Below are 16,463 nucleotides of genomic sequence, written 5' to 3' on the forward strand. Positions count from 1 at the left end.
CTGTTTTTATTACTTCTCTTTTTTTTCAAGAAGCTGATGGCAAGTCCAGTTAATACTATCCTTAATATCACGAAAAGAATAATTTAAACGATTTTTAATCTTTGCGTTGTCATAAAGGTGCGAGTTTCCGGAAAGTCTTGCAGTTTCTTTTGAAATTAACGGAGGTTTTCCTGTTATGGTACTCTTAATAGCACTAAACCGCCAGGCAATTTCTGAGAGAAAAGCATTTGCTTGATATCTCGGAGGACGTTTGTTAAGACTTTTAGCGATAAGCTCAAAAAAATCTTTATAAGAAATACTTCCTGCATTCAAAATGAATTTTTCGCCTGTAATGTTGGTCTGTGTCATCAGCTGAATTATTATTGAGGTAACGTCCCGCACATCAATATAATTCATTTTCCCTTTGGTATAAAATGGTTTTTCTTCTCTTACGTACCTAAAAAGTTTAGTGCTGCTCTTGTTCCAGTCGCCCGGCCCAATGATAACCGAAGGGTTTACCATAAAGGCATCTAGACCTTCTTCTATTCCTCTAAATATTTCTAGCTCAGCTAAAAATTTTGTGTATCCATAAAATGAAGAAAATTCCGCATTGGTCAGCTTAACTGTTTCTGATACGATGTTTTCTTTGGCGTTTTTCCCAAAGGCTGACACTGAGCTTAGCTGACAAAACTTTTGTACAGAGTTTCTGATAGCAGCGTTTACCACATTGGCAGTTCCTTCTACATTGACTTTGTACATCTTCTCCCTGTCTTGGGGTAGGTATGAGACAATGGCGGCTGTATGGATAACCTGGTTTACACCCTTAAGTGCCTCGTCGAGTATAGTAACATCGCAAATGTCACCTTCGACCCATTCTATCTTTTGTGCACATGTGCCTAGTAGGGACATGTCTGAATCTGGCCTTTTTAGCGCTCTTATTGTCTCACCTTTGCTCACAAGCTCTCTTGCAAGAAAACTTCCGGCAAGACCATTACATCCGGTAATAAATATCATGCAGAAAGAAGTCCGTTATTGAGTAAAGGTAGTTTTATTAAATTTCTATAAATACTGCTTTGCCTGGTTTTTTTGAGGGCGTGGATATGTCTCATTCCGTGGCAATCTGTTCCGGCAAAGTGTACCATATTATTTTCAATAAGTTTTTTTGCGTAAACTTGAGCAGGTTTTGAATAATAACCAGACAAAGAATTTATGTTTATTTGGAAATATATTTCTTTGCTAAATATATCCTTAAACTTACTAAAATCTGAATAAAGGTAGGTATATCTTTCAGGGTGTGCCAAAACTGGGTAAAAACCTGATGCTTTTATTTGAAAAATTGTTTCATCTAGATTTACCGGCTCATTGAGGTAAGAAGTTTCAATAAGCAGGAATTTTCCCCCAAAAGTCATCAAGGTCTCTGGCTTTGATAGCCTATCTAAAAACCATTCGTCAAGGTAATATTCTGCAGCCGCTTCTAGTTCAATTGGTATTTGTTCCTGAACTAGCTTGTTTTTTAAAAGTTGCAGCTTCTCATGAATGCTTTCAGGTGTGTTTTTATAAAAGTCACCCATAATGTGAGGGGTGCAAATTAATTTTTTATACCCAAGGCCAGCTAACTCTTTGATCATGTCCACGGACTCTTCTATGCTCTCTGATCCATCATCAAGCCCTGGCAATAAATGGCTGTGCATATCCACCAAAAGTGGTTGCAAATCTTGTTGATTGTTTTTGCTTTTTTTGAAAAGGTCAAAAAGTCCCATAGGGACAAATTTAACTAAAAATTTTAGGGAATCTTTTTATTAGAGGTTTCTTTTCTTGCTCTTCTTCATAATATCCATAACCGGACGAGCCGTAGTTGCCATAAACCCCATAGCCGTAGTTGCTGATATTTGTCATTGCATTAAGCACTACAGAAATATTCGTTAAGCCAGTCGAGCTTATGAGTTTATTGATGTTATTCTTTACCGCTTTTTTCGTGTAGTTGGCCCTCACTACGTACAAAGCTATATCTGCTTTTTTCATTATGAGGATTCCATCTGTTACTAGACCAACAGGCGGGGTATCTATGACAATGGTATCATACACCTTATGTAACTGCTGTAGTAGGGCGTCAAACTCAGGTCTCATAATCAATTCTGCAGGGTTTGGTGGAACTGGCCCCGCTGAAATCAAGTCTAGGTTTGATATCTCGCTTGCTTGTAAGCATTCGTCCAAGGTATGTTTGCCAATTAAGAGGGTGCTCATCCCTTTGCTGTTGGATCCATTAAATGCGAGATGCAACTTTGGCTTTCTCATGTCCAAGTCTATGACCACTGTTTTTTGGTCGGACAGGGCTATTATACCTGACAGGTTTGAGGTGACAAAAGTTTTGCCTTCGCTACTGACGGTAGATGTCACTGACAGTATTTTTTTCTTTTTGCCAGGACAGATAAACTCAAGGTTGGTTCTTATGCTACGCAGAGATTCACTAATGGCTGATTTTGGACTTTTATGTACAATTAATTTTGAAACCCCTAATTTTTCTTTTTTATAGACAGGAACACCGCCTAGTACAGGAGCTTTTACCGCTGCCTCCAGCTCTTTTTGTGTGGTAATAGTGTTGTGCAGTATATATCTGACAATGATTAAGCTAATGCCTAAAAACAAACCCAAAGCAATGCCTGCTATGTAAAACAAAAGCTTATTGGGGAATATAGGTGCTTCTTGCACAGATGCAGGGGAGAGAAGTACAAAGTTCGGTACGTTTCCTGCTTTGGCAATACCAAACTCTGCTTTCTTTTCCATAAGCAGCATATAGTATTTCTCATAAATGTCATAGAATCGTTTGAGCCGGGTATACTCGGTCTCTTTGGAGGGAAGCGTTAAAAACATCCTTTCTAGCTCCATTATTTTGCTGTTCAGCTCAGAAAACTGATCCATAATTACTTTTTTGTTCCTAGTGATTTGGCCGGATAAGGTTTCTTTGAGATTTTCTATAGCTATATCCTTGCTTCTGATTATGAATGTGTTCTCTTTACTTGATGCCAGCGCCAGGTCCCGCTCTTGTTGTAGCTGGGTAAGGGAGGTAATGGATTTGGAAAGTTGCTCATCGGAAAAGAAAGCTAAGGACGGGAGGATTAACTTCATGTCTTTGCCCTCTTCAATCAGATGCTTTAGTTCATTTAAAAGCGAAAGCTGATGCCTTAACTCTAATTTTTCTCCCTCGAGCTCCTCTATCTTTTTTACTACCTTGGTAACATCATCTTTTACGTTTACTGTTTTGTTTTTTCGTATAAACGATTCCAGTTGCACTTCAGACTGAATGAGCTTTGCTTCTGTGGCTTCTAAGGTTTCGTCCAGAAACTTGATGGTCTGCTCTTGTGCTTTAGACTTATTTTCTACCGTTTGCTCCAAGTATATTTGGCAAACGGCATCAATGATTTCTTTCGCTTTGTGCCGGTCATGATCTTTATATGTTATCTCTATCGTATTGGCATCAAGGTTTAAAATGGAAACATCCAGGTTTTTTGCCAGTTTTTGAGCCATACTCTTGCGACTGTTGACCGTAAAAAAGAAGTTCTGAGGATTTTGAGGGTCATAGTATTCTGTAAGGGATATTTTAAAGGTAAAAGCAGGGTCTTTTATCACTTGATCAAATTGGTACGTGCCAGAGGTTTCAATGCCATTTCTGTTGAAGCTCAGTAAGAACTCTTTATCATCAATGATTTTCAGGTCAAATACCTGGTCGAAGAAAGAAGGGTTGTTTATTTCATATTCAACTTTAAAAGGGGAAATTTTAAACCTTTCTTCAAATAAAATATTCCCGTGTTGAAAGTAACTGACATTTAAATCAAGCATGTCTATGAGCTTATCATACACTATGTTTGACTTTATCAATTCTATTTCTCCTGATATATTAGAAAGTTTGCTCTGTGTTTGACTTTCACGTACATCGTTAAAGCCAAGTACCCCTGCTTCTGTTTTAAGGTCTAACTTAATTATAGCAGAAGATTGGTATACGGGTTTTGTATAACGGAGGATAAGATGTGTCCCAACGCCTGTCACCACTAATAGTAGTATAACCCATATAAGGCTTTTGCTAGTAACATATAGCAGTTTTGCCAGGTCAAAGTCGTCAAAGAAGTCCCCATTAGAGGGTTCATAGTTTTGAGACACTTTGTTATGGTTGTTATATTCCTCAGATGACATATTTATCCTCGACTATTGTTAAAGATAATAATTAATGTGAGGATGCTGGTAAGTATTCCTACAAATGGGGAAATATCCCTTGCTGTTTCAATAAAGACCCTTCTTACAGGTTCTATATAAACGATATCATTTGGCCGCATGTCCAAGGAGGCTTTTCGCATACCTTCTATTGAGGAAAGGTCTACGATCTGAACATCTGGGTTGTTTAATGGCCCTCTAATTATTTTAATATTATAGGCTTTTCCGTTTTCCTGAATACCGCCATACATAGCTATGACCTCAATCAGGTTGATGTTCTCATTTTCCAGAGGAATAAGCTTGCCCCCCATTGGTCCAAGAACAATCACCCTTTTGTTGATCAATTTGGTAGAGACGAAAACGTCTTGGTAAAATTTTCCATATTCTATTTCCAAGATACTGTCTGCTTGGTTGAGACTATATCCTTCCAGATAAACATCGCCCACCATTGGACATTTTACATAGCCATTGGTTCTTACCAGGTAAGAGGGAAGATTTTTGTTGCGGTCTCTGTTTTGGTTCTGATTATTGAACAACTCTGATGTTGGATCAACAATGTGTTCGCCTTTGTTGGAATACACCTGAATGGTTAAATAATCATTTTGCTGGATTATATAGTTTTTGTCCGTCTGTATGTCTTTTCTCAAGGAATCTATAATGTATTCATGCTCTGTACGAAACATAACATGGTGGTACGTTTTGCAAGAATAAAGGAATATCATGGCAGTGGCCATGAAAATACATTGATAAAACCTATGCATTACAGAGAGACAAAAACTGTATTTTTATTTATTTAAATATATCACCTGCCTCAGTTATTTCCTTTAAGGTTTTTAACTCTTGGTCTTTAGGTGATACATTGGGAGCGCTTACCTTCCAGTCAATGTTTAACGATGCGTCATTCCAAATTATTCCGCACTCTGACTCTTTATTGTACAAATTAGTGCATTTATATGAAAATATAGCGTCTTCTAGGGCAGAAAAACCATGGGCAAACCCTGGAGGGACATATAGCATATTATTCCTTTCATCGTCAAGAACGAAAGTTAAATGTTGGCCGAAGGTTGGTGAACTTTGGCGTAGGTCTACTGCTACATCCAATACTTTACCTTTAATAACCCTTACTAATTTGCCTTGCGCCCAAGGATCTTTCTGGAAGTGAAGCCCTCTCAGTACACCTTTGGCAGACCATGATTGGTTGTCTTGTAAAAAGTCCTCTTTTATGCCTGCTTCTTCTAGTTTCTTTTTGTTGTATGATTCAAAAAAGTACCCTCTGTCGTCTTTGAAAACTTTAGGATATATTTCTACAAGCCCTTTAATACTAGTTTCTTTTATTTCCATTTTCTACGTTTTCTAAATTGTATAATTAGCAAATTTAGTTTTTTTATGGAAAACCTTGTAATGTGCTTAATTTATTTTCCAGCTTCAGGTATTCTAGGTTTTCCTATGTCAATATTTTCTATTTCACTTAAATAGCGTTCAACTACAATTCTTTCATCAAACTTGCGCTCCACCAGCGCTCGTGATTCGATGCCCATTTCCATTACTTTATCAAAAGAAAGATTTAACATTGTTTCCATTTTTTCGGCCAGATCTGCAACATCCTTTCTTTTGCATAACAATCCATTTTTATGTTCCACCACTGTTTCCCTACACCCAGGGACATCGGTTGTAATTATAGGTCGACCAATTGCGGCTGCCTCCAATAGAGTCCTTGGTGTACCTTCCCTATAAGAAGGCAACACTATACAATCGGCTTTTGACATTTCCTCATTAAGTTGCTCTTTAAAGCCTATATATTCTATAACTCCTTTACTATGCCATTCCTCTATTTTTTTTTCAGGAATGCCTAGCTTAGGGTTTTTGTCAATAGCGCCTGCCAATTTAAAGGTTGCCTTAATCCCCTTGTTTCTTAACAGTTGAGCTGCCATTGCATACTCTTCAATACCTTTATCGTAAAGAAGACGGGCGGCAGCTAAAAAGGTAAAACTGTCATTTGGTGTGGGCGGGGTATATTGGAACATGTGTAGGTTTATGCCTGAGCCCGGGACCAGTCCAGTTTTTGTTTCCTCTATAAGTTTATAGCGTATAAATAGTTGTCTGTCATCGTTATTTTGGAAGAATACTTTATTGGTGTGCCTAAATGCAAACTTGTACAAAAGCCTTGCTGTATTGGAAACAAAACCTTTGTGTAAGAAAGTAGTCCCAAGGCCAGAAACATTGTTGATTACTGGAATCTTTAATAGTTTAGCGGCCATGGTTCCATATATATTAGGTTTGATGGTAAACTGTAGTAGCAGATCGGGAGAGGTCTTTTGGTATATGCGGTAAAAATCCCAGAGAAGCTTAAGGTCTTTCAAAGGATTGCTTCCGCGGTTTTCCATGTTGATGGGGTAGTGTGGTATGCCTTTTGCTATAATTTTATGGGTAAAATCGTCTTTGGGGGCAATGGCTATTACTTTATAGCCTGCTGATTGTAGTGCTTGTGCCAACCCCATTCTGAAATTCCATATATTCCATGATGTATTGGTTATAATAGCTATTGTCATTATGGCACCTTTGTAAATTAATGGTAAATTTGGGTAAATTTTTTTAAAATTAACTACTTATGTTTGCTGTTCATACCAAGGTAGGCCAAAAGGTGCATATTTATTATATATGAGCTTTTTTTAAAAGGATATTTTGGGGTTGAGACTAGCAAAGGGAACTTAGTCAGTAGAATTAGTGGTAATAATAGAGGGAATTAATCTAAACACTAAATTATAATTTAGATTTCCAATCCCATTCCATCTAATGATTACAAAGTGATATATTTGAGGTATAGTATAATATTGAATGATAGAATATAAAGAAAAGATAGAACGTGCTGTTATTGCCGGTTTGGTTACCGGAAGACAAAATGATGAAAAAGCCAAAGAATATTTAGACGAACTGGCGTTTTTGGCATCCACTGCAGGTATTAAAACGGTTTACCGGTTTTTGCAGCGGCTTGATAGGCCTGATAAAAGGACTTTTGTCGGAAAGGGAAAGTTAGAGGAGATTCAAGCCTATGTGAAAGAATATGAAATTGATACGGTTATTTTCGACGATGATTTAAGTCCGTCTCAGGTGCGTAACCTTGAAAATGAGCTTAAATGCAAAATTTATGACCGTAGCTTGTTGATTTTGCAAATCTTTCTGGAGCGCGCCAAAACATCAAGGGCCAAAACTCAGGTAGAGCTTGCTAGGTATCAGTATTTGCTTCCACGTTTGACCCGCATGTGGACGCACCTTGAACGTCAGCGGGGTGGTACAGGTACAAGGGGCGGAGCTGGTGAAAAAGAAATTGAGACAGATAAGCGTATCATCCGCGATCAAATTACTTTGCTGAAACAAAAGCTCAAAAAAATTGACAAACAAAGCGCTGTTCAGAGAAAGTCGCGTTCGCAAGTAGTGCGCGTGGCACTGGTAGGGTATACCAACGTTGGTAAGTCTACTTTGATGACTTTGTTGTCAAAATCAGATGTTTTTGCAGAAAACAAGCTTTTTGCGACAGTTGACTCTACCGTTCGTAAAGTTGTTATAGACCAGATACCTTTTCTACTTACAGATACAGTTGGGTTTATCAGAAAACTGCCCCATACACTCGTGGAGTCATTTAAATCTACATTGGATGAAATCCGAGAGGCTGATGTAATTGTCCATGTGGTAGATGTGTCTCATAAAGGTTTTGAGGAGCATATACAGGTGGTAAATTCGACATTGGCAGAAATAGATGCGGCTGATAAACCGACGGTACTAGTCTTTAATAAAATAGATAAGTTTAAAAATGAGGATTTAGAAGACGATGAAAATCAGCTTTCTCCGTTGGATCAGCTAAAACAGTCATGGTTGGGAAGAAGTGAAAAAGCAGTTTTTGTTTCTGCTGAAAAAGGGGAGAATATTGCAGAGTTGAAAAATGTATTGGCAGAAGAGGTAAAAAAACAGCATTTGATGATTTATCCAAACTATTTGTAATTCCTTTAAAATATTATAATTTTGCAATTCGAATGCAATGGCCTCGTAGTTCAATGGATAGAATAGAAGTTTCCTAAACTTTAGATACAGGTTCGATTCCTGTCGAGGCTACTACTTTAATTTTTAAAGCCCTGTAGGTTAATTACTTACGGGGTTTTGTTTTTTAAATTTACGGTATGTTTACGGTATAAACCTCTAAATTGTGTGTTATTCACAAGGTAAATATTGTTTAATGCACATACATTAGATGTATATACATATATTATAACATCCCACCGTAGGCCTGGCGGTTGCATTGCCTAGTCATGAGACTACGTGTCTTCAGAAAAGGCTTAAACAAAATCTACCTTGGTGTGTTTTTCTATTAAATGAAACGAGCACTTTTATGAGAAAAACTGTTTATGTTATTATAGCAGCATTGGTTTGTGGGCTAACCTTTTCATGTGGTACGGGATCGGAAAGGGATGCTGATCCGCCAGACGTGGGTTCTGCTGGTACCGCAGGTTCTGAACATAAAAATGGAGAGGTCTATGAAAGGGAAGGTGCTGAGGTTGATCCTGATACTGTGCCAGGAGCCGATGCTGATGCCCGGATAGAAAATCAAGAAGAAGAGGAGGAGGATCTATAAGTAATAATGCCTCTCCTAGAGAGAAGTGCTATAAAAAAACTGTGTGGATATAATGTCTGATTTTTGTAAGTGAACCATTTATCTTCCTCCGGTTTCACTTTCAAAGCTAAAGGATTCATCGTAACAAAAAACTATACCGGACTGACGCTGTACGTCAGCCCGGGGATATTATTGCTTCACTATTTTAAAAGCTGCTTTTGTATCTTCTGTGGTTATTGTTATGATATATGTTCCTGCTGATAAATGTCTTATATCTGTTTTTTGCGATTCCCCTTTGTGTGTCTTTTTGTCCATGACCTTTACTCCTTGGAGGTTGAAAATCTCTATATCTACTGGTGTATTTTGTTGTTTGGTTTCAATAAACAAGATGTCAGTTACTGGGTTAGGGAAGATGGACACGCTAAAGTTTTCAGAGTCTGGGAGCAAACTAGAAACGGTAACAGTTGCATTTACCTGTTCAGAGGTGTCAGAACAACCTGCTTCTGAATGAACGATTACCTTATAGAGGCCTTCTTCATAAGCATTGATTGATGCGGTGTTTTCTTCAAGCAGGCTTCCATTTAGAAACCACTCGTAAGAATGAGCGCCTTCTGTAGCATGTAGGGTATAGCCTTCTACAGTTATAGTAGCTTCAGGAATCGGCTTGACGGAAATTATTTTTTCCGATGAATACTTATGGGGCTCTACAACAATAACATCATTGTCTGCGGTTACTATAACTTGTACATAGTCTTCATTACGAAGGGTTGAAGTGCTGTATGTACTTGTCTCTGCACTGGTTATAAGAACACCATTGACGAACCATTGATAAGATGGGTTTGTGCCTCCATTCATTACTTCTGCCGTAAAAGTAACTTCTTCATTTTTGCATATTTCATTTTTGTCAGCCGTTAAGCTTACTGTCATTTCTTTGTCGGTAAAGACCTCAAAAGCCAGTATAACTGGTTCTGCTGCATGGTAGTTGTGGTTGCCCGGTTGAGAAGCTATGATCTTAACATTTCCAAGCCCTGTAAATGTTGCGGTATTCCCCTCAATGGTAGCAGGGCCTTTTTCAACCTCTAGTAAAACACCTAAACCTGAGGTAGAGGAAAGTTCAATTTCAAGTTGATTTTCTACATGTTGATCATTGACTGGGGAATACTCAATAGATTGAGGTGCTTTGTCAATGGTCAGTATAGCATTGTTAAGGCTGACTTCGTAGTTTCTCAACCGTTCTTCTGGATCGCTCAAGCTTGTTATTATATCATATGTGCCCACATCACTGTCTTTGGTTGCATCTGTACTAAGTTCTAGTGATATTGGATCTTCGTACTTCAAGCCTTCTACCGTACCGGTCAGTTCAGGATTGTTTGTGCCATAGTGCCTGGATGTGTCATTTGCCGTTGCATGCAAGGACGCTTTTTTTATGACCAATGTTCTTTCCACTGCTTCAGCAGGGAAGTAGATATCGTCACCTTCTTGCTCTGCTATTATGGTTACTTCGCCCGCATTTAGTACTGTTACGGTGTTGTCTTCTATGCTTATAATATTGTCCGGTACAGCGGAATAAGTAACCGGAAGGCCAGAACTTGCCTCTGCTGTTAGCTCAAAATCCACCTCTCCATAAGAAGTGGAGTCTAGGGGAGAGAAGGTAATACTTTGTTCTTCTCCTATAGTAAAGCTATTTTCTGTTGAAAACCCAGACCTGTTAAAAGCCGCATCCACAGCTTGAATGCCCCAATAATAGGTGCCTTTAGGTAAATTGTTTATCGTAAGCTCATTGATTGCATTGAAGTTTCCTTGTTTTGCGACCCTTGGTTGTCCATTATTAATGTCCGCTAAAGGTGAAAATAGCTCTCTGCCTCCACTGGATGTCCCTAGGTAGATGTCGTAGGTATAGTCGTTTGGAAGAACTGAGGTGTCGCTGTACTCCCAGTTAAAGGTAACAGAGTTTCCATCGGGCTCTGATGTAAGGTCGTCCGGTGGTGTGACATTTGCTGGTGCTACCGTGGAGGTGTTTTTGTATAACCTTCCTGCCAATGCTCCTGCGGACATACCGAATATTAAAACATCTGGTTTTTGGTCATTATCATAATCGCCTATGGAAATGGATCCATCTTGAATGTCTGGGAAAGGGTTGGGGGAGCTGCTAAATGTTTGATCGCCATTATTGGTGTATAGTGCGGTTGTGATGTCATTTTCATTGTCAGAGCCAGTGATTATGATATCCTTGAAACCATTGTTGTTCAAGTCTCCCGTGGCTATATGGGCAGGAGATACTGCTGGCATAGAATGGTTTAATTCTTCAAAAGTGTCGTCACCCATATTGTTCAAGTATATTTTAAGCACCTTTTGGTTTGAAGTGTTTCTTCCAGCAATTATTATGTCTTGATAACCATCGTTGTTTAAGTCTGAACTTGCCAAATGTCCTTGGTCTACACCTTCAAAATTAAAGTTGATGTTTGTAAAGGAGAAATATCCATTGTTGCGGAAAAGCCTGGTAACCCGTGTGTTGGTCATTGTTGATCCGCTAATCAGCAAATCATTTCTCCCATTATTATTGTAGTCAAAGACTGTTATGTCACCTAAAAATGTAGGGGTAATTCCGGAATTTATTTCTTCAAAACTATGCCCTGTGTTTTTGTACATTTTGAATACTGGGATGTTTCTTGAGTCCCAACCATTTAGCACCACGTCCGGTAGTCCGTCGTTATTCAAGTCTTTTAACACTGCCCCTCCATAAGCGACATTCTCAAAATTAAACTCGTCACTAGCAAAGCTGAAATTCCCGGTGTTTTTGTAAAGATTTGTTAATCTCTGGTTTTCCTCATTTATTCCAGAAATGAGGATGTCAGGAAGCCCATCCCTGTTGTAGTCGCCAATGGAAATGGAAGCACGGTTCACCGCTGATATTCCTGAGCCTGTGCGGGTAAAAGTGCCATCTCCGTTGTTTCTGAAAATTCCTGTGAATATGTCTCCTGTTGCCGTTGCTCCAGTGATTATAATATCCAGATACCCATCATTGTTGAAATCTGCCCACTTTGCTTCGGAATGCCGAAGTGTTGGAAAGCCAGAAACGGCATGTTGTTCAAAAGATTGGCAAAAAAGAAAAGTTGGGCATAGCAATATCCCAAGTAATAACAGGTAAGTACGGAAGGTCATTTTTTTTGAAATTAAAATTTAAAAGAACAGCCAAAATTACAAAGAATTGCCCATGAAGAAAGGCATAATCTCTTAATGCATGGTAAAAGTCTATAAATTGATAAATAGTTGACGCAAATTTACACCTGCCTTTACGTATAAAATTTTTAATTTTCTGGTTTTTATAGTGGTTTTAGCTTTGAAAATTAAATGCTTAGTCTTTGTTCATCTCAGGGAAAGGAGTTTTTGTTAACCTATTTGTTGTGGGTATCGTAATTTATAAGTATTTTAACTTGATCTGTGTTAACAGAGATAGATTTAGTTAAGGATTTCTTTTTTATTTTTTGTCGATATTATTTATAATTATGTGAATGAATTTCAGTAACTTTGTTAAGTTTTTGTTAATTTTTAAACTTAAGGATTGACAAGGGTGTTAATTGACTGAAATTCAGTTGGGTTTTTTGGGAATTAAATATTTTCCATCCTTTATGAAAGTTACGGGCAAAATTGATAAGGCTATATTGTTGGATTTTCCTACTGAGGATATTTCAACATTACTACCATATGTGAAGCAGCCAAAGGCTGCCGATCAGACGCGGGAGGATCAAATACGTTCTTTCAGGCAAGAGGTGGCAAAGCTAAATCAGGAAATTTTACGGTTTCTGTTTCATGATATACATAAATGCGACATTGGTGATGTTATAGGAAAGTCTCTTTCTGCTAAAATTCCTGATCATTTTTATGAAAAGGCTAGACAGATTTTTTGCGGAGCTTCCAACAATATTTTTCTTTTAAATGACTTCTCGATTCTACTCCTTGACTTTTGGGTGATTGTGGTTAAAGATGCTGTGTTTTTCAGCACGCTTAAAACCCCAGAAGAAATACGTAGGTCCTTTTCGGAAAAAGGTTTCAAGGACTTATCTGAGGAAAGTTTGATGAAACTATGGTATGGTTACAATCGGAAGATTTTGGAATATGCCGCAAAAGATAGTGGCAGGATTCGGATAGTTAATTATTACAATGGCTATTTGGACTCTTTGAAAGAGGTATTTGAGTATGCTAACCAAACAGAAAAAGAGTCTCTCGTAAAGAAATCTGAAACAGAAAAGCTTATACAAGAGAAAGAAAATCTTTTGGGTTACATACAGTTACTCAGCAATACCTTGGAAAAATATGAGAAGAGGATATATGCTATAGAAAGCAGTAGCTTATGGAAGGTAAAAGGTTTTCTTGCAAAGGTTAAATTTATACTTACTTCTCCTTGTTATGCGCCTAAAAGAGGGTTCAAGTTTTTACAAAGACTAAAGTTTCTATCTTCTGGAAATGGGCGCAAAGTTATTTTAAAGGCTATGAATATTATATGGTCTTCAGTGAGTGGTGTTTTCAAGCCAAAAAGAAAACAAGTTGCGGACCTAACTGCTCCAGCACGTGAAGCAGGGCTGTTGGCACACTCCAGCGTAAGCTTTGAGGAACAGAAAAATATTTTGCCTTTGCTGCCTCAGAAGCCTCTTATTTCTATAGTGATTCCTGTAATAGAAGCTGAAAATAAGTACTTTGAACATGCTTTGGCAAATATAGCAGGCCAAGGCTACGAAAATTTCGAGGTTTTATTGATATATCCTGGTTATAGGGAGCCTGGGAGTTTTGTAAATGAAATATCTTCGGACAAAAGGTTTCGGGTAATAAAATCAGCAGGAAAAGATTTTGTGGGTTTATGCAATATTGCTTTGGGACAAATTAAAGGGGAATATGCATTGATTCACAGGCAAAATGATTTGCTCACTATTGATGCATTGTACCAGTTTGTGGTAACAGTCAATAAAAACCCTGACGCAGATTTGGTTTACTCAGACGAGTTAGTGGTTGGAGCTAAAGGGGAGGTGATCAACAAAGTATCTAAAGTTAATTTTAGTCCAGATGTTATTTATAATTATAACATTATTGGAAGTAGTTTTATATTAAAAAGTAGTCTATTAGGTAAAGTAGGACTTTTGAGTGCAGAATATAAGCATAGCTATATGTATGACTTTTTGTTACGTGTAGCGGAAAATACTTCTCAAATTGCTTATACTCCTAAAGTGTGCTACCATAGAAGGCAATTAAATAAAAAGCCAGCTGAAATGATTTTTGAAGATAAATATGTTGTAGACCAGTCTTTAAAGCGCAGAGGCGAAGGGGGGAAGTCTTCTTTTCTTTACCCAGGGGTGTTGTCTGTAAAGTATCCGGTCAAGAACTATTCCAAAGTGTCAATTGTCATACCTGCCAAAGATAAAGCAGATGTTTTGGAAAAGTGTCTGGAATCTATTGCTGAGAAAACTACCTATCCTGACTTTGAAGTTTTGGTAGTGGACAACGGTAGTACAGAAGAACCTTTTTTAACGCTTATTGAAAAGTGGGAAAATCAAAGTGAAATTGACTTTAAGTGTTACAAAAAAGATATACCATTTAATTTCTCAAAGCTCGTTAATTTTGGTGTAGAGAAGTCTTCAGGTGAATATGTTGTACTTTTAAACAACGATACTGAAGTTATTACAGGGGAATGGCTTGAACTAATGTTGGGTCAAGCGCAAAGAGACCGCGTTGGGGTGGTAGGAGCTAAACTGCTTTTTCCTAACAACAAAATTCAGCATGCAGGAATTACCCTTAATGAAGAATGTGTTGCTTTTCATGATTTTATGGGGGAAGATGGAGATACCGGTAAAAACATTAGACAGATCAATTTGCTTAGAGAGTCTGAGGTGTTGACGGCTGCATGCATTATGTGTAGCAAAAAACTGTACAAAGAAGTGGGCGGTTTTGATGAGGAATTTGCAGTAGAGTGTAACGATTTGGACTTCTGTTTAAAAGTAAAGTCAGAAGGGTATACTAATCTGTATGTTCCTTATGTAAGCCTGTTCCATTACGAGTCAATGTCTCGCGGTAACCCTTATGTAACCTCAAAATCTTTGACCAGGCATATGTATGAGCTTCAGAAGTTCAAAGTGAAATGGATGTCCTTTACAGGAAAGCAAGTATAGAAACTTAAATGACTTAGGGTATTGATAATACATTTATGCATGAGAATGTACTTACTCGTCAATAACTTTCTTTAATTTTTCTTCGGTTAAAGGCTTAATAAGAAAATCCCTTACTCCTAAACTCTGTAGTTTTTCTTTGATATCAGGATTATCAGACGCAGTTAATACCACAATCTTTGCCTTTTTATCATTGTTGGCGTTTATTTGATTGAACAATTCCAAGAATTCAGCCCCTTCCATTTCGGGCATGTGCTGATCCAAAATGATTAACTCAGGAAAATCAGAGTCGAACTGAGATCCATGTTTGGCCAGGTAAAGTAAAGCCTCTTCGCCATTCAAAGTGATTTTTACTTTGTCAGCCAGATTCATTCTCCTGATCATGGATTCGTTGATGAAATTGTTGATCTGGTCATCGTCCACTAAAAGTACGCAATTTAACTTTTGCATGTTTGCCTCCTTTTTATCCCTTACTATTTAAACATACCTTTTGTAAAATTAGTTTTTCTAATACATAGGGTATGTACATCTGGCAAATTGCCTGGTGGTGTTTCAACTATTTAGAAAGGGTTGAGGTATGGATTTAGATGTTTTTGAATTTGAAACCCCTATTGCACTTAGGGTAAAAGATGATGTTTACGATGGCTTGGAGGAGTTTTCCACGGCTAAACAGAACTTGGAGAAACGGGTAATTTATCCTGCTACCATGGTGATGCTGGCAAAAGAAGAGGATGGTAAAAACTACTATAAATTATTGAATATAGAAGAGTTCTTTTGCGAGGATCTTTTCTTGCTAATGACAAATGTTCCCATTAATTAATGGGAACATTTGTATTTGTGTAAAATATATAGTGTGCGCTCCTTATCGGTAGTGGTTTTATAGTCTAGGCTTGTGATTTTATTAAAACCAGCTACGGAGCTATACTTTTGGATGTCTTTTAAATCTGGTATGTAGCAGTTTAGGCTTCCGAAAGGGGTGTCCAGATGAAGGTTCTGTAAATCCTTATGCTCTGCGTAGGTTCTGAACCCTATTCTTGGAATATCTATAAACAAAGCCCCTTTTTCTGTAAGGTGGTCACTTATAAGACTAATGGTTTTTTTTTGTTCTTCAGGGGAGAAATCTATTATGCCAGACCACATCCATATAGCAGCGTCTACTTTCTGGGATAGGTTTAGGTTTTTAGCGTCTACTTTATAGATCTTAACTTTGTCTTTCTTTATCTCTTCTTTATATTTCTTTTCCAAGTGGGCTACCATAGGAGTGCTTTGCTCTATACCAATTAAAGTACCTTGGAATTTTTTTTCTAGGAAGAAGTCTATGCATCGACCATACCCAGCACCTATTTCCAGAATGCTGTTTGACTCTTTTAAATATGGATACGCAAGTTCTAGGTCTACAAATGAATTAAAACCTCCCTTAATAGCTAACTCCTTAAAAGGGTCTATCCCTAGATTTTCATAGAAGGTAAGGTTTGCATCATTCATAATGGAATTTCTTTATTTTTAATGAAGTACGTTAG

General features: G+C 37.8%; 13 protein-coding genes and 1 tRNA gene. 5 read left to right on the forward strand and 9 right to left on the reverse strand.

Features of this window, described 5'->3' with window-relative positions:
• Positions 1-9 precede the first annotated feature (9 nt).
• The 6 genes from RCC89_05975 to RCC89_06000 all read right to left on the reverse strand — a co-directional run bounded on the left by RCC89_05975 (position 10) and on the right by RCC89_06000 (position 6,734).
• Positions 10-993, reverse strand: coding sequence for an NAD-dependent epimerase/dehydratase family protein (locus tag RCC89_05975; GenBank protein WMJ72712.1), 984 nt, complete (start codon positions 991-993; stop codon positions 10-12).
• A complete protein-coding gene (locus RCC89_05980) occupies positions 990-1,739 on the reverse strand; it encodes a CpsB/CapC family capsule biosynthesis tyrosine phosphatase (GenBank protein ID WMJ72713.1) in 750 nt (249 codons plus the stop codon). The genes RCC89_05975 and RCC89_05980 overlap by 4 nt, the downstream gene beginning before the upstream one ends.
• A gap of 10 nt (positions 1,740-1,749) precedes the next feature.
• Positions 1,750-4,167 (reverse strand): polysaccharide biosynthesis tyrosine autokinase, encoded by a 2,418-nt coding sequence (locus tag RCC89_05985; GenBank protein WMJ72714.1) that lies wholly within the window; start codon positions 4,165-4,167, stop codon positions 1,750-1,752.
• Positions 4,168-4,169: 2 nt separating this feature from the next.
• On the reverse strand, positions 4,170-4,868 hold the full coding sequence (locus RCC89_05990) for a polysaccharide biosynthesis/export family protein (protein ID WMJ72715.1): 699 nt from the start codon (positions 4,866-4,868) through the stop codon (positions 4,170-4,172).
• A 106-nt stretch (positions 4,869-4,974) separates the two neighbouring features.
• Complete coding sequence (rfbC, locus tag RCC89_05995; protein WMJ72716.1) at positions 4,975-5,526, reverse strand: dTDP-4-dehydrorhamnose 3,5-epimerase; 552 nt, start codon at positions 5,524-5,526, stop codon at positions 4,975-4,977.
• A 71-nt stretch (positions 5,527-5,597) separates the two neighbouring features.
• Positions 5,598-6,734 (reverse strand): glycosyltransferase family 4 protein, encoded by a 1,137-nt coding sequence (locus tag RCC89_06000; protein WMJ72717.1) that lies wholly within the window; start codon positions 6,732-6,734, stop codon positions 5,598-5,600.
• Between the two features lie 286 nt (positions 6,735-7,020).
• Here RCC89_06000 and hflX point away from each other — a divergent pair, with 286 nt between their 5' ends.
• The 3 genes from hflX (at position 7,021) to RCC89_06015 (ending at position 8,809) form a co-directional block, all read left to right on the forward strand.
• Complete coding sequence (gene hflX, locus RCC89_06005; GenBank protein WMJ72718.1) at positions 7,021-8,181, forward strand: GTPase HflX; 1,161 nt, start codon at positions 7,021-7,023, stop codon at positions 8,179-8,181.
• Between the two features lie 39 nt (positions 8,182-8,220).
• A tRNA-Arg gene (locus RCC89_06010) sits at positions 8,221-8,292 on the forward strand.
• 274 nt (positions 8,293-8,566) lie between these two features.
• Positions 8,567-8,809: a hypothetical protein gene (locus tag RCC89_06015; GenBank protein ID WMJ72719.1), complete on the forward strand. Its 243-nt coding sequence runs from the start codon at positions 8,567-8,569 to the stop codon at positions 8,807-8,809.
• Positions 8,810-8,977: 168 nt separating this feature from the next.
• Here the strand turns inward: RCC89_06015 and RCC89_06020 are convergent, their stop codons facing one another.
• Positions 8,978-11,950, reverse strand: a complete 2,973-nt coding sequence (locus RCC89_06020; GenBank protein WMJ72720.1) for an FG-GAP-like repeat-containing protein — start codon at positions 11,948-11,950, stop codon at positions 8,978-8,980.
• 467 nt (positions 11,951-12,417) lie between these two features.
• Between RCC89_06020 and RCC89_06025 the strand changes: the two genes are divergently transcribed.
• Positions 12,418-14,946 carry a glycosyltransferase family 2 protein gene (locus tag RCC89_06025; GenBank protein WMJ72721.1) on the forward strand — a complete coding sequence of 843 codons (2,529 nt, stop codon included), beginning with the start codon at positions 12,418-12,420 and terminating at the stop codon, positions 14,944-14,946.
• A gap of 51 nt (positions 14,947-14,997) precedes the next feature.
• Here the strand turns inward: RCC89_06025 and RCC89_06030 are convergent, their stop codons facing one another.
• Entirely contained in the window at positions 14,998-15,393 is a 396-nt protein-coding gene (locus tag RCC89_06030) for a response regulator (GenBank protein ID WMJ72722.1), read from the reverse strand.
• Between the two features lie 127 nt (positions 15,394-15,520).
• Here RCC89_06030 and RCC89_06035 point away from each other — a divergent pair, with 127 nt between their 5' ends.
• Entirely contained in the window at positions 15,521-15,763 is a 243-nt protein-coding gene (locus RCC89_06035) for a hypothetical protein (protein ID WMJ72723.1), read from the forward strand.
• Here the strand turns inward: RCC89_06035 and RCC89_06040 are convergent.
• On the reverse strand, positions 15,760-16,428 hold the full coding sequence (locus RCC89_06040) for a class I SAM-dependent methyltransferase (protein ID WMJ72724.1): 669 nt from the start codon (positions 16,426-16,428) through the stop codon (positions 15,760-15,762). The genes RCC89_06035 and RCC89_06040 overlap by 4 nt on opposite strands.
• Positions 16,429-16,463 lie beyond the last annotated feature (35 nt).

This window comes from Cytophagaceae bacterium ABcell3, from assembly GCA_030913385.1.
Lineage (GTDB): Bacteria > Bacteroidota > Bacteroidia > Cytophagales > Cytophagaceae > ABcell3.

Coding starts and splice junctions, on each gene's coding strand:
- RCC89_06040 (WMJ72724.1), bottom strand. CDS start 16,428: ATGAATGATGCAAACCTTACCTTCTATGAAAATCTAGGGATAGACCCT.
- RCC89_05975 (WMJ72712.1), bottom strand. CDS start 993: ATGATATTTATTACCGGATGTAATGGTCTTGCCGGAAGTTTTCTTGCA.
- RCC89_06000 (WMJ72717.1), bottom strand. CDS start 6,734: ATGACAATAGCTATTATAACCAATACATCATGGAATATATGGAATTTC.
- RCC89_06035 (WMJ72723.1), top strand. CDS start 15,521: ATGGATTTAGATGTTTTTGAATTTGAAACCCCTATTGCACTTAGGGTA.
- RCC89_06030 (WMJ72722.1), bottom strand. CDS start 15,393: ATGCAAAAGTTAAATTGCGTACTTTTAGTGGACGATGACCAGATCAAC.
- RCC89_06015 (WMJ72719.1), top strand. CDS start 8,567: ATGAGAAAAACTGTTTATGTTATTATAGCAGCATTGGTTTGTGGGCTA.
- RCC89_06020 (WMJ72720.1), bottom strand. CDS start 11,950: ATGACCTTCCGTACTTACCTGTTATTACTTGGGATATTGCTATGCCCA.
- hflX (WMJ72718.1), top strand. CDS start 7,021: ATGATAGAATATAAAGAAAAGATAGAACGTGCTGTTATTGCCGGTTTG.
- RCC89_05990 (WMJ72715.1), bottom strand. CDS start 4,868: ATGTTTCGTACAGAGCATGAATACATTATAGATTCCTTGAGAAAAGAC.
- RCC89_06025 (WMJ72721.1), top strand. CDS start 12,418: ATGAAAGTTACGGGCAAAATTGATAAGGCTATATTGTTGGATTTTCCT.
- RCC89_05980 (WMJ72713.1), bottom strand. CDS start 1,739: ATGGGACTTTTTGACCTTTTCAAAAAAAGCAAAAACAATCAACAAGAT.
- rfbC (WMJ72716.1), bottom strand. CDS start 5,526: ATGGAAATAAAAGAAACTAGTATTAAAGGGCTTGTAGAAATATATCCT.
- RCC89_05985 (WMJ72714.1), bottom strand. CDS start 4,167: ATGTCATCTGAGGAATATAACAACCATAACAAAGTGTCTCAAAACTAT.